Annotated in this window: 10 protein-coding genes and 1 pseudogene; 6 read left to right on the plus strand and 5 right to left on the minus strand. The window is 59.3% G+C overall.

Annotated features, from left to right (window positions below; all coding sequences use genetic code 11):
- Positions 1-11: 11 nt before the first annotated feature.
- Positions 12-1,037: a helix-turn-helix transcriptional regulator gene (locus tag AAC850_RS04815; protein WP_340587488.1), complete on the minus strand. Its 1,026-nt coding sequence runs from the start codon at positions 1,035-1,037 to the stop codon at positions 12-14.
- A gap of 123 nt (positions 1,038-1,160) precedes the next feature.
- Here AAC850_RS04815 and cysD point away from each other — a divergent pair.
- The 3 genes and pseudogenes from cysD to AAC850_RS04830 form a co-directional block, all read left to right on the plus strand.
- Positions 1,161-2,078, plus strand: a pseudogene (gene cysD / locus AAC850_RS04820) (sulfate adenylyltransferase subunit CysD); the annotation flags it as partial.
- Positions 2,078-4,003 carry a sulfate adenylyltransferase subunit CysN gene (cysN, locus tag AAC850_RS04825; RefSeq protein ID WP_340587489.1) on the plus strand — a complete coding sequence of 642 codons (1,926 nt, stop codon included), beginning with the start codon at positions 2,078-2,080 and terminating at the stop codon, positions 4,001-4,003. The pseudogene cysD and the gene cysN, both read left to right, overlap by 1 nt.
- 11 nt (positions 4,004-4,014) lie before the next feature.
- Complete coding sequence (locus AAC850_RS04830; RefSeq protein ID WP_340587491.1) at positions 4,015-4,758, plus strand: 3'(2'),5'-bisphosphate nucleotidase CysQ; 744 nt, start codon at positions 4,015-4,017, stop codon at positions 4,756-4,758.
- Between the two features lie 93 nt (positions 4,759-4,851).
- On the opposite strand, the gene AAC850_RS04835 is transcribed toward AAC850_RS04830, so the two are convergent.
- From AAC850_RS04835 to AAC850_RS04850, 4 genes are all read right to left on the minus strand, one after another.
- Positions 4,852-6,135, minus strand: coding sequence for an OmpW/AlkL family protein (locus tag AAC850_RS04835; protein WP_340587492.1), 1,284 nt, complete (start codon positions 6,133-6,135; stop codon positions 4,852-4,854).
- A 59-nt stretch (positions 6,136-6,194) separates the two neighbouring features.
- Positions 6,195-7,610 (minus strand): aminotransferase class I/II-fold pyridoxal phosphate-dependent enzyme, encoded by a 1,416-nt coding sequence (locus AAC850_RS04840; RefSeq protein WP_340587493.1) that lies wholly within the window; start codon positions 7,608-7,610, stop codon positions 6,195-6,197.
- 70 nt (positions 7,611-7,680) lie between these two features.
- Positions 7,681-8,043, minus strand: coding sequence for a response regulator (locus AAC850_RS04845; protein ID WP_340587495.1), 363 nt, complete (start codon positions 8,041-8,043; stop codon positions 7,681-7,683).
- Between the two features lie 22 nt (positions 8,044-8,065).
- Positions 8,066-9,487, minus strand: coding sequence for a sensor histidine kinase (locus tag AAC850_RS04850; protein WP_340587496.1), 1,422 nt, complete (start codon positions 9,485-9,487; stop codon positions 8,066-8,068).
- Between the two features lie 170 nt (positions 9,488-9,657).
- On the opposite strand from AAC850_RS04850, the gene AAC850_RS04855 reads away from it, so the two are divergent.
- Genes AAC850_RS04855 through AAC850_RS04865 form a run of 3 tightly spaced genes read left to right on the plus strand, consistent with a single transcriptional unit; the run spans position 9,658 to position 13,399 of the window.
- Entirely contained in the window at positions 9,658-11,043 is a 1,386-nt protein-coding gene (locus AAC850_RS04855) for a sensor histidine kinase (RefSeq protein ID WP_340587497.1), read from the plus strand.
- A 5-nt stretch (positions 11,044-11,048) separates the two neighbouring features.
- On the plus strand, positions 11,049-12,920 hold the full coding sequence (locus AAC850_RS04860) for a response regulator (protein WP_340587498.1): 1,872 nt from the start codon (positions 11,049-11,051) through the stop codon (positions 12,918-12,920).
- Entirely contained in the window at positions 12,917-13,399 is a 483-nt protein-coding gene (locus AAC850_RS04865) for a response regulator (protein WP_340587499.1), read from the plus strand. The genes AAC850_RS04860 and AAC850_RS04865 overlap by 4 nt, the downstream gene beginning before the upstream one ends.
- Position 13,400: the final 1 nt, after the last annotated feature.

Raw genomic sequence — 13,400 nt, forward strand, 5'->3', positions numbered from 1 at the left:
TTCGGTCGAAACTATGCAAGCGCAAGAACGCCGGTCAACACGTGCCGCACCAGATCGACCTGCCCGCGCGCGCCGGTCTTGGCGTAGATCTTCTTCGAATAATTGCGTGCGGTTTCGATTGTTAGCCCGTGCTCCTCCGCCGCTTCGGCAATCGAGAGTCCTTGCGCCATCGACCATGCCAGCCGTGCCTCGCTCGGCGTCAGGTCGAACAGGTCGACAAGCTGTTCGGCCCGGTCAGCGGAGGATGACCGGTCACCGCGAATATACACGACCGCGACCGCGTCGGTCCCGCCCGCCAGCGCCTCGATCCGCAGCGGGGCCACGAGGATGTCTATCCATGGATCGTGACTGAGGTTGATGGCGCGGGGGCGCCCCCGCGGATTGGCGGTGAATTCGCGCACCAGTGCGGTAAGCTGGCGATCCACAGCAGGGGCCGCGGGAGTCAGCCTGTCGTAATGACCGCGACGCAATGCCCCCGATTGCTGCAACAGCCGTTCGGCTTGCGCGTCGCAATCGACGATGCGGCATTTGGCATCGAGCGAGATCCACCCGAAATTCATTCGGGCGAATGCTTCGGCGCTAAGTTCGGAGCGCGCCCTTTCCCGCTCCATCGCTGCGATCACGCGCAGCGCAACGGTGAGGTGCGGAGCTAGCGCGGTGAGAAGATTGGCGACATCGGCGCCGATCTCATCTTCGCTGGCGACAACCACTGCGGCATCGAGGCCGGACCCGCTTCCCAACCGCATGGCGCGCAAATTGGGCGCTCCCGTCCCGGCACCCTCGACGAGCTCCTCCAGCGAATAGACCCGCCCTTCGCGCATCTTCATCCGCCGCGCATCGGATTCCTCGGCTCGGTCGGAAAAGAGCGAGTGGAGCACCGGCGACCATTCGCCACTGGCCGATGTCAAACGCACCGGATCGGCGGCATGCGCGGAATGCAGGACGATCCCCGCGTAGCTCACGCCAGCCACCTGCCGCAGCCGCGCAAGGAAGGTGTGCCACATCGGCTGTTCGAAAACGCCATCATGAAGGGGCACCAAAAGGTCCGTTTCGCCGAGATTGGGAACGCGCATGGATAATTTATACTACCTCCCATTTGGGAGGTCCAGAACAATCAACCGCAGGTTAATCGGCTCCCACAGGACACAGGAAGGACCACAAGCGTGACCGCACCGCTGACACATCTCCAGCGCCTCGAGGCAGAGGCGATACACATCATCCGCGAAGTCGCGGCAGAGGCCGAAAAGCCGGTCATGATGTATTCGGTCGGCAAGGATTCGGCCGTGATGCTGCATCTGGCGAAGAAGGCCTTCTACCCCTCGCCCCCGCCTTTCCCACTGCTGCATGTCGACACGACATGGAAATTCAAGGACATGTACGCGCTGCGCGAAAAAGCTGCGCGCGATGCCGGGATGGAGCTGATCGTCTATCACAATCCCGAGGCCGAAGAGCGCGGCATCAACCCCTTCGACCATGGCCCCCTGCACACCGACATGTGGAAGACCGAGGGGCTCAAGCAGGCTCTCACCCAATACGGTTTCGACGCAGCCTTTGGCGGCGCGCGCCGGGACGAGGAAAAGAGCCGCGCGAAAGAGCGCATCTTTTCTTTCCGGACGGCAAGCCACGGATGGGATCCGAAGAACCAGCGACCCGAGCTGTGGAACCTCTACAATGCGAAGAAAAAGAAGGGCGAGAGCATCCGCGTCTTCCCGATCTCCAACTGGACCGAGCTCGACGTGTGGCAATATATCCAGCTCGAGAATATCGAGATTGTCCCGCTCTATTTCTCTGCGAAGCGACCGACCTATGAGTGGGAAGGCGGGTTGTTCATGGCCGACGATCCCGAGCGGCTCGAAAAGGTGCTCGGCACAATGCCCGAGATCACCGAACGATCTGTGCGGTTCCGTACACTCGGCTGCTTCCCGCTGACGGGCGCAGTTGAAAGCGAGGCGGCGACCCTGTCCGAAGTGATCCAGGAAACGCTGCTCACTACTACATCCGAACGGCAAGGCCGCGTGATCGACAAGGATGCTGGCGGTGCCGGCATGGAGAAGAAGAAGCAGGAGGGCTATTTCTGATGGCTGACGCACCCACCACCCAGCCCGTCTACCAGACCGATGCCCTCATCGCCGAGGACATCGACAGCTATCTGGAAACGCACCAGCACAAGACCATGCTGCGCTTCATCACCTGCGGCAGCGTGGACGATGGCAAGAGCACGCTGATCGGACGGCTGCTGTACGACAGCAAGATGATCTTCGAGGACCAGCTCGACGCGCTGGCCAGCGACAGCAAGAAGGTCGGCACGCAGGGCCAGGAAATCGACTTCGCCCTCCTCGTGGACGGGCTGGCAGCCGAGCGAGAACAGGGCATCACAATCGATGTCGCCTACCGCTTTTTCAACACCGAAAAGCGCAAGTTCATCGTCGCCGATTGCCCGGGACACGAACAATATACGCGCAACATGGTGACGGGCGCTTCGACCGCCGACCTCGCCGTGATCCTTGTCGATGCGCGCAAGGGCGTGCTCGTACAGACGCGGAGGCACAGCTATCTGTGCCACCTGATCGGTATCAAGAATATCGTGCTGGCCGTAAACAAGATGGACCTGGTCGATTACGATCAGGCTACTTTCGACAGTATCGTCGCGGACTACACGGCTTTTGCCGAGGAAATTGGCATCGAGAGCTTCACCGCCTTGCCGATCAGCGGGTTCAAGGGCGACAACATTACTGCCGCACCCAGCGAAAACACGCCGTGGTATGACGGGCCGAGCCTTGTCGAGCATCTCGAAAGCGTCGAGGTGCTCTCCGATATTGCGGCGGACAAGCCGTTTCGCATGCCGGTGCAATGGGTCAATCGCCCAAACCTCGACTTCCGCGGATTTTCCGGCCTGATCGCAACAGGGTCGGTCAAGCCGGGCGACGCGGTGCGCGTGCTTCCTTCGGGCAAGACAAGCACGGTGAAGTCGATCGTTACATTCGACGGCGACCTGGATGAAGCGGTGGCGGGCCAGTCTGTCACGATCACGCTGGAAGACGAAATCGATTGCTCGCGCGGCGATGTGCTGTGCGTGGCTGATACTCCTCCCGAAACCGCCGACCAGTTTGAGGCTACGATTGTCTGGCTGAACGATGAGGACCTGCATGTCGGGCGCGGCTATTGGCTGAAGCTCGGCACGCAGACCGTCTCTGCCACCGTGCAGCAGCCCAAGCACCGGGTCGACGTCAACACGATGGACGAACTCGCTGCAAAGACGCTGTCGCTCAACGATATCGGCGTTGCCGAGGTCTATGCGGACAAGCCGCTGGTTTTCGAATCCTACGCGCAAAATCGCACGCTTGGCGGGTTCATACTGGTCGACAAGATCACCAATGCGACCGTGGCCGCAGGCATGCTCAACTTCAGCCTGCGCCGCAGCCAGAATGTGCATTGGCAGGCGACCGATATCACCCGTGAGCATCACGCCGACATGAAGAACCAGACACCGCGCGTGCTGTGGTTCACCGGCCTCTCCGGCTCGGGCAAGTCGACCATCGCCAACGAGGTTGAGAAAAAGCTCGCGCTGATGAACCGCCACACCTTCCTGCTCGACGGTGACAATGTCCGCCACGGTCTCAACAAGGACCTCGGCTTTACCGAGGCCGACCGGATCGAGAACATCCGCCGTATCGGGGAAGTTGCCAGACTGATGACCGATGCCGGCCTGATCGTCCTCACTGCCTTCATCTCGCCCTTCCGGGCCGAACGACGGATGGTGCGTGAAATGCTGAAGGATCATGAATTCGTTGAGATTTTTGTCGACACACCGCTGGAAGTTGCCGAAGAACGCGACGTCAAAGGCCTGTACAAAAAAGCCCGCGCGGGTAATTTGAAGAACTTCACCGGGATCGACAGTCCCTATGAAGCGCCCGAAGCGCCTGAAATCACCGTTAACACAGTCGAGATGTCGCCCGAGGAAGCGGCGAACTACATCATCGACCAGATCCTGCCGCTAAAGTGAGCCAATCCCGCATGACTTCTCCAAGAACCGACGCCCAGCTTGCTGCACATCTTGCCGAGTGCGCAGGCCGCATCCTGATCGAAGTGCGCAATTCGGGAATGTTCGAAGGCAAATCTTTGGGCAAGGCGGGCGACCAGACCGCCAACGAATTCCTCGTCCACGCGCTGCGCCAGCAACGTCCTGATGACGGACTGCTGTCCGAAGAAAGCAAGGACACCGAGGAGCGGATGGACAAGGAGCGGGTGTGGATCATCGATCCGGTCGATGGCACGCGCGAATATGGCGAGGAGCGTTCGGATTGGGCTGTGCACGTGGCTCTCGCCATCAACGGCAAGCCCGAGATCGGCGCGGTTGCCCTGCCCGGTCTCGACATGGTGCTGCGTACCGACAGGCCGGTGGATGTGCCACCGGCGCCTGAGGCGCTGCGCATGGTCGTCAGCCGTACCCGGCCTGCTGCCGAAGCCGTGGCGGTGGCCGAAACGCTTGGCGCGCAGCTGGTGCCGATGGGTAGTGCCGGTGCCAAGGCCATGGCAATCGTTCGCGGCGAAGCGGATATCTACCTGCATTCGGGCGGCCAGTTCGAATGGGATAGCTGCGCCCCGGCTGCCGTCGCTGCTGCCCACGGCCTCCATATCAGCCGTATCGATGGATCGCCACTCGTCTACAACCAGCGCGATACTTACATGCCCGACCTGCTGATTTGCCGCAAAAGCCACGCGGATGCTGTCTTCAAGGCGCTTGAAGCCATCGGCTGACGCTCGGTAGTCCGACGATCGAAAAGCGGGCGAACGCTTTCGCGCTGCCCGCTTTTCATTTCAATCCGGAAGGCGCTCTGGCCTTCCCGAGATTCAGAAACTCAACGAGACCCCGGTGGAAATCGCCCACGGGTCGAGACGGCTTTCGCCGACCACTTCCATACCCTGGAAAGTACCCATGGCCGTGGGCCGCAAGAGTGTCTTCTTGAGATCGAGGAATACGCCAACTTGATCGTTGACCAGCATGTCCACGCCAGCTTCGAAAGCCCAGCCGAGATCTTCGGTAACCTCGAGATCCTCGAACGCGCCATCTTCGGTGCCGAATACGAACATGTAGCTCAGGCCCGCACCCACATAGGGGCGCACGCGGCCGGTCGTGACCGGGTGGAACTGTACTGTCAGGGCACTCGGGCCGTAGGTCACTTCGCCCAGCTGCGGCAGCGGTCCGATCGATCCGGCACCGTAGATATCAATGGTCGGCGGGAAGCCAACCGTCGCGTTGACCGCAACGTGATCGGTAACGAAATAGCCAAACTGAGCCGAAATTGTCTGGTGTTCGAATGTCGACAGGCCAGCATTGGGGAACGGCGCGCCGCCAACCGAAAGATCGAGTTCGTCGGCCAGTTCGAGGTTGGTAATGCCAAGTTTCACCACCAGGTCGCCTGCCTCGCGAGCCGGGATCGGCGGAGCGGGATCGGCTACGTTGCCGCCAAAGCGCACACCAAGTCCGAGCTGGATCGTCAGCGGGTCAAGTTCTGCATCAGCATCGACCTGCGCAAAGGTTGTAAATGTCGCATCCAGCGGCAGTAGACCGCTCGCACCTGTTGAATACCATGCCTTTCGCACATCGACGAAGGCATCGAGGCGCGGCGTCAGCGAAACATTGGCACCGGCGTTGACATAGGGGCCATGGGCATTTGGAATGTTCAGGCCCACGGCGAGCCCATCACGCTCCTGCGTAGTGAGCTGGTAGGCAAGACCGCCACCGACATAGGGACGGATCGGCCCGTCGATCGGATGCACGCTGGCCCCGATTGTCGCCATGATGAACTCGTCGTCGCCCAGATTGGGCAGCCCGGCGAGCGAACCGGCAGGGATGTTGTTGGTGGTCAGCGGTGTTGAGACCGACGCGTCGATGGCAAAGCCGTCGATCGGGAAGTAGCTGAGCGTCACTACCGAATGATAGGCCTCACGCGTCTCATAAGCACCATTGGGATCTTCCACGCCATCAGAGAAAATCGTGCCCTCGTCGACAAGTTTGGTCCGAGCGCCCGATACGCGTACATTTACTTCTCCGGCATCCTGTGCAGCCACGGGAATTGCCAGGCAGGTCGTGGCCGCCGCAGCTCCGATGAGAAGACAATTCTTATAAGACATCGCTGTTTCCTTACTTTCGTAGGTCCGGCTTACGGCTTTTTGGTAAACATCAAATTAAGCTAGGCAGCCGCGCGATTACTGCGCTTTTCGGTTGGCTCTTCCAGAGACTGCGCCTTTTCGGCGGCCTTTAGCGTGTCGCCAGCGGCAACGCATGCCAGATCATCCAGCGCAATCTCGCCCGATTCCAGCGCCGCCAGATCGGCTGCGCCTTCGGTCGTGGCAGCCGAAAGACGGTGAACCGCATCGACAATGTCATGCTGCGAGTGGTTGGCCATCACCTGAAGACGGAACCGGGCCTGTCCCTTCGGCACCGCAGGGAATTCAACCAGATTGGCAAGCATTCCCAGTGCCGGAAGGCGGCGGCTTGCAAGACGTGCCAGTGCCTCGCTGCCGGTCTTGGTGCAGACGATTGCGGACGGATCGCCATAGGTCTCGATCCCGCAGCTCTTCAGCATTCCGCGCAGCATGACGATATTGCGCATCAGCTTTTCGCGAAGTTGCGCGCCCTCTTCCGAAGCGACGATCTCGAACGCCTTGCCGACGATGGCAGCATTTGCGGGCGACATGGCGTTGGAGAAGGTGTTGGGCGAACTGTAGAAGCGCATGTACTCCTTGATCGCCCGACCCCGCGCTGCGACGAAGCCGCCATTGGACGCGAAGGTCTTGGAGAAGCTCCCCATGACCACGTCGACCTTGCCGAGCATCCCCTGCATTTCGATGAAGCCGCGACCAGTGGGGCCCAGATTGCCCAGGTCATGGGCGACATCGACCATCAACGTGGCATCGAACTCATGCGCGAGTTCCTGCAAGGCAGCGATGTCCGGCGTGTCCGAATCCATCGAAAACAGGCTCTCCGTAACCACTAGGATGCCGTTTTCGGAGTCCTTGGCGCGAATTGCTTCAAGCTTGGTGCGGGCGTGTTCGACCATGTTGTGGCGGAACAGATGCACATTGCGGGTCGCGGCATTGGCACCTTCCTGCAGGCAGGCATGGCTCAGCGCGTCCATTACGACATGGTCCTTGGCGCGCACCAGTCCCTTGATCACACCGAACCCGGCAGCCCAGCCCGTGGGAAAGAGCGCAACGTGATCGTAGCCAAGGAATTCGGCGATCTTGCGTTCAAGAGCCAGCGAAAGCGAAGTGTTGCCAACCAGCGCCGGCGAACCGGCACTATGCACACCGAAATCGCGCATCGTCTGGATCGCGGTTTCCAGCACTTCGGGATGGGAATTGAGGCTCAGGTAATCCTGGCTCGCAAAATTGACGCCCGAGAAAAGTTCTCCCTCGTCGGTACGCGCGGTGCAGCGACTGAAGGCGCCCTGCTCGGTCGAACGACCAAGCGGCCATGTCCCCGTCTTGCGGCGAGCTTCCTGCCAATCGTAGAACGCGGAGACGCGATCGAGGAGGTTGCTGCCGGGCAAGTGCCGGAAATCCTTCATGCTTCCCGAGAGCGCATCAAAAACCTTGCTCGTCATAATACGAAATTCCTTCAATTTACGTATTCGACCTAGGCGTTACGCGTGATAACGGAGGTAACGAACGTGGTTAACATGCATGTAAGTTAATTTTCTCGATCAGCCTGTTGATATCAACGGGTTTTGTCTCGAAGTCATTGCAACCTGCTTCGATCGACTTCTTGCGATCGCTTTCCAGCGCGTGCGCTGTCAGGGCGATCACCGGGATATGAGCTGTGCTTTCGTCGGCCTTGATGGCGCGCGTGGCTTCCCAGCCATCCATGTCGCCAAGCGCGACATCCATCAGGATGATATCGGGCAAGTGCTCACGAGCAGCCGCGATGCCCGACGGGCCATCAACCGCGCTCGTGACCGTAAAGCCCTTGCGCTCCAGACGGCGCGTCAACATGTCGCGGTTCATCTCGTTGTCTTCGATGATCAATACGCTTGTCACTTGCGTGTCCATTCCTTGGTTATCAGGCTGCGTCGGCATGCTGCACATCGCCAGCCTCGAATTCATCTTCGGCCGGGATGTAAGGCGGAAATTCGATGCGAATCCGGCAGGAATTGCTGTCCCCGCGTTGCTCCACAATCTGCCCGTTCAACAGTTGGATATATTTAAGCGCGAGCGCCGGCTCGATGCCCATCGCCCCGTATTTGGTCGGCGAAATGTCGTGTGAATCGTCGAAGATCTCTTCCGACAACGGGATCGCCCGTCCAAGCCCGTCGGGGCCAAAATTGTGCATGTCCATGGCGATGCCGCCGGCTTCGGTATGGGTGAACCTCAGATTCACGCGGCCATCGGGATTTTCCTTGGCAATACCGACCACGATATTGCGCACGATCGCGGCCATGGCAGACCAGTCGGTCAGTACCATTGTATCGATAGGTCCGCTCCGCTCCAGCTCAAGGGTAAGGCCGTCGGCACCCTTTGCGACATCGTCAAGCCAGCGCGGATAGGCGTTTTCTATCGTACCGGGCTTCGCGTTGATCGGCATCCGGCCCGCCTCGATGCGAGAATAGTCGAGCACATGGTCGATAAGGTAAAGCAAGTGCGATCCTGACGAGTGTATATGTCGCAGGTCGGCCTCGCTTTCCGTATCGCCCTCGTCGTCGGCCTCTTCAAGCAGGAGCTGGCTGTACCCGATGATCGCGTTGAGCGGCGTGCGCAATTCATGGCTCATGCTGGCGATGAAATCCGCCTTTGCCGCGCCTGCCTGCTCAGCAGCAGCGGTCAAATTGCGCAAATTGTCCGACGAGGAAACGAGGTTGTTCAGTTCCTTGCCGAACTCGCGCTGTTCGCGGAACAGCTTGGCAAAATACAGCGCCATCATGGCGAAGTAGATGGCGACAGACGCCATCGAGATCATGCCGATAACCTGCAAATTTTCCAGGTCAATAGCCGGCAGATCGACACCGCCAAGGCAGATATAGAGCAATGCTGCTGTATTGGCACCGAGTTGGGCCAGAAGCACATTCCGCACCCAGCCCGTTGACGGAAGGTATAGGAATGAAAGCAGCGGGATGATCAGCATCCACGGCAGGAAGGGCGAAAGCAATCCGCCGAAGGCATAACAGGCCCACAGGATACACACCGACAGGTTCTGTACCGAGATGAAGGCCAGCAATTTGTACCTACCCGTGGCGCGCAGCACGAAGGGATAGATCCAAAACGCCGTAATCGTCAGGAAGAACACCAGCACGCGGTGATCGCGGACGACATCCATGAAGTAGAGATAGGCCGGCAACGAGTTGCCTAGTACCGGCCCGAATACGTGGCTGAGCATGAACATACGCGCGCGGCGATGATGTTCTGCATCAGCCAGCATTTCCTTCGGGATGAAGTAATCGAGCAATGAGCTCAGGTTCCAACCCGATGTTGTTCCCAACGCAGCCATCCTGTGCCCCTTGTTCGCTCTGATCATGCAGCGCGTTAAAACCTTGCTCTTCGCGCTTGGCGCTTGGGACCCAATTACGTTGGCAGCCTTGAATATTGGTTAATCCGTTCTTGACCGCTCTTTAACCGCTGCCGGGTATTGCGATGCTGCGATCCCAGGAGACGAATTGCATGATTTCCCGACTCACTCCCGTGTTGGACTGGTTTATTCCGGAGAACATCCGCGCGTCGGAAACCGACGTGCCGATGGTGCGTCACTTCGTCATGCTGCACCTGCTCGGCCCGCTCATGGGCCATACGGTGACGGCTTTCCTCCTGATGCAGCTGTCCGAAAGCAACTGGCAATTCTGGGTCGTTGAAGCCTGTGTCGCCAGCTTCTTCCTCGTCCCGCTGATCCTCCGCCAGACCGGTAGCATGGCACTGGCTGCCATGGTCAGCGTGCAGACTCTAGTCGGGCTCAGCCTGTTTGGCTCTTTCTGGTTTGGCGGGATAAGCTCTCCGCTGCTGCCGTGGTTCCTGATCGCGATGGTCCTGTGCTTCTTCTATCTGTACGATTCCATCAAATACGCGCTAATCGGGATTACCCTGCAGCTGGCCACCTTCACTGCGGCGCGCCTGTTGTCGGGCAACTTCCCGCAGCTCGTCGATCCCGCAGAACTGCTCTTGCCGAACGTATTCTCGATCTTGGCAGCCCTCACCTACATGACGGTAATGTGCCTGTTTTACGAAGCAGTCATGCGTGTCAGCCTGCGGCTCGAGCAGGAAACCATCGACCAGCGCGGCCGGGTCGCGGAACTGCGCCATGCGATGTCGGCGGCGGAGCAGGCCAGCAAGCGCAAGTCTATCTTCCTGGCCAAGATGAGCCACGAGCTGCGCACGCCACTCAATGCCGTGATCGGCTATACCGAAATGCTCAAGGAGGAATGGATCGAGCGCGGTGAGGATGAGCGCAAGGCCAAGGACCTTGACCGAATCCATGCCGCCGGGCGCCACCTTCTCGCGTTGGTCAATAATGTGATCGACCTGTCGTCTATCGAATCGGACCGGATCGATCTCAATACCGAGCCCGTTGTTGTACGGGACCTTGCGGATGATGTGATTGCCACGGCTTCACCGCTTGCGCGAAAGCGCGATAACAAGCTGGTCCTGAACATGCCGGAAGACCTTGGCACGCTGGAGCTGGACGCGTTGAAGGTGCGCCAGTCGCTGCTCAACCTGCTTTCAAATGCTGCCAAGTTCACCACCAAGGGCACTATCATGATGACGATCCTGCGTTCGCAGGAGAAGGATGGCGACTGGCTGACCCTGGAAGTGACCGACAATGGCATCGGCATACGTCCCGAAGCGCTCGAACGGATTTTCAAATCGTTCAGCCAGGCGGAGAACGATACGGCCACACGCTTTGGCGGCAGTGGCTTGGGACTGGCGCTGACAAAGCGATTCACTGAAATGATGGGCGGTACGATTTCCGTACGGAGCGAATACGGGCTGAGCACCAGCTTCACGATCCGTATCCCCGCCATCGAGTCCAGCCTTTCAGAACGCAAGGTGGCCTGAACGCGATGATATCAAACCGTCTCTCTCCTCGCTCGATCTCCGCGCGACTTCGCATCGCCCTGGTGGTTGGCGCCTTCACTTTCCTCGGCGGTGCCTTCGCCAGCTTGCTGCTGACGCTCGTCCGGCCGGAACACCAGCCAATGGCGGTTGCAGGCGTTGGACTCGCCTTCGGCCTCGGCTTGCTGGCATTCGCTATCAGCTGGTGGATGGTGCGCGACTTTGACGTGCGGCTCCGCTCGCTCGCGGTTGGCCTCTCCAATCTCGCAAAGCAGGCCGCCCCTGAGGGTAGCCGCGCAAATCGTGACGAACAAAATGATCCCAATCCGATCATGGGCACGCTCCTCAACGCCGAAGCCGATCTCCAGACAGCCGCGCGCGCGCTTGTTTCGATCCAGGTCGAACGCGCGCATTCGCAGAGCCTGCTCGAGCAGAAGAACTCGGAACGTCGCATATTCTTCTCGCGGCTGAGTCACGAATTGCGCTCTCCGCTCAATGCGATTCTCGGTTACACCTCTATCCTGACCGAGGACGCCGAGGAAGTCGGCTCCGAATCCATGGTCCACGATCTGTCTCGCGTACGCGCTGCAGGGCATGAACTTCTGGGGTTGATCGACGACCTTCTGGGCATGGTCGAAGACAGGACCGGTGAGGCGACACGCGAACGTGTGCCTTTCTCGCTGAACGCGACGGTCGACGCGATTGCGAAAGATATCAAGACTCGTGGCAACGGCCCGAGAATAGAACGCGACGACGCGGCGACCGAATGCGACATAACCGTGTTTGGCAATCGCGCGCTCACAAGCCGCGCAGCGCTCGGGATTTTCGACCACGCGCTCAAATATCAGCGCGCCGAAAGCATGCAGTATTCAATCACCATGAGCGATGATTGCACGGCGAGGGTCAGCCTCGTCACGAAGAACAAGAGCAAACATCCTCCGCGTGACAGTCAGAACGAACAAAGCGTCAGCCTGGAGGTCAAGGATGCCTTGGCCAAGCAGATCGGCGGGAACCTGCTGATGTCGTATTCCAGCAACAACACCACGACGTACCAGCTCGATATCCCGGTCGATCTCGGGGCGATGCGTCAATTGGAAAACAAACAGAAACTAGGCGAAACAAACGTGACGCAAGAAGAAGCCAAGCCCAACGGACATCGTCGAAAGGCGCTGGTCGTGGATGATGATCCCGCCGCAATCGATTTGCTAGGCCGCTGGCTGAAGCGATGCGACTATGTTGTGGTGTCTGCCAGCGATGCAGCCGAAGGCCTCGCCAAGGCTGCCATCGAGTCTCCTGACCTGATCCTGCTTGACGCGCTGATGCCCGGCAAGTCCGGCTATGATGTCCTTCCGGAATTGCGCGCGCTCCCTGGCATGCAGGAAACCCCTATCCTGATTGTGACCGTCGACGATGACCGTGTGCGCGGACTTGAAGCCGGCGCATCCGATTTTATCCGCAAACCTGTGACCGAAGGTGAATTGCGTAACCTCATTTCGGTCTACGAAGATGACGAACAGGGAAGCGTCCTTATCATCGACGACGACGATGATGCTGCAGACCTGCTTGGCAGAACGGTCCGCCGCCTCGGTTTCGATGCACGGCGTGCAACTGACGGGGAATCCGGCCTTGAAGCGGTGCGGATCGATCCCCCGCGGGCCATCCTACTCGATCTCAACATGCCCAACTTGAACGGCTTCCAGTTCATCGAGGCGCTGTCGCGTGAAGGCAAATTCGACGAGATTCCCATTATCGTGGTCTCGGCCCAGAGACTTTCCGTGGCCGAGCATCACACGCTGGTGTCTGCCGGAGCCAAATTCTATCTGAAGGGCAATGCTGCGCCACGCGAAATCGCGGCAGGCCTGCGGGAGGCGGTGGCATGAACAACCAGAACGCACCTACGCGCAGTGTCCTGATTGTCGATGATATCGAGGACAACCGCATCCTGCTTGAACGCTCGCTTGTATCCGCAGGATACCGCACGATCACAGCTTGCGATGGCGCAGCTGCCCTTTCTGAAATTTCCAATCGCGTTCCCAGCATCGTCCTCCTCGACTGGATGATGCCTGGTTTGAGCGGCTTGGAAACCCTCAAGGCGATCCGAGAAAATTATACAGCCGCGCGTCTGCCGGTCATCATGTGCACGGCTGTTGGCGAAGAGGATAATGTCGTCGAGGCGATCGAAGCCGGTGCCAACGATTATGTCGTGAAACCTGTCAGCCTGCCGATTCTGCGCGCACGGATGAGCGCACATCTCTCGCAATCCGACATGGTCTCCAACCTCGACAATGAAAAGTCGGAGGCGAAGAAGCGCATGGCCCAGCAAATGCGTCGCCTCATGGAAGCGCGTAGCGAAGGCTGAT

Origin of the sequence: Erythrobacter alti, assembly GCF_037996805.1 — a bacterium.
GTDB classification, from domain to species: domain Bacteria; phylum Pseudomonadota; class Alphaproteobacteria; order Sphingomonadales; family Sphingomonadaceae; genus Alteraurantiacibacter; species Alteraurantiacibacter alti.

Coding starts and splice junctions, on each gene's coding strand:
- AAC850_RS04850 (WP_340587496.1), bottom strand. CDS start 9,487: ATGGCTGCGTTGGGAACAACATCGGGTTGGAACCTGAGCTCATTGCTC.
- AAC850_RS04830 (WP_340587491.1), top strand. CDS start 4,015: ATGACTTCTCCAAGAACCGACGCCCAGCTTGCTGCACATCTTGCCGAG.
- AAC850_RS04840 (WP_340587493.1), bottom strand. CDS start 7,610: ATGACGAGCAAGGTTTTTGATGCGCTCTCGGGAAGCATGAAGGATTTC.
- AAC850_RS04860 (WP_340587498.1), top strand. CDS start 11,049: ATGATATCAAACCGTCTCTCTCCTCGCTCGATCTCCGCGCGACTTCGC.
- AAC850_RS04855 (WP_340587497.1), top strand. CDS start 9,658: ATGATTTCCCGACTCACTCCCGTGTTGGACTGGTTTATTCCGGAGAAC.
- AAC850_RS04865 (WP_340587499.1), top strand. CDS start 12,917: ATGAACAACCAGAACGCACCTACGCGCAGTGTCCTGATTGTCGATGAT.
- cysN (WP_340587489.1), top strand. CDS start 2,078: ATGGCTGACGCACCCACCACCCAGCCCGTCTACCAGACCGATGCCCTC.
- AAC850_RS04835 (WP_340587492.1), bottom strand. CDS start 6,135: ATGTCTTATAAGAATTGTCTTCTCATCGGAGCTGCGGCGGCCACGACC.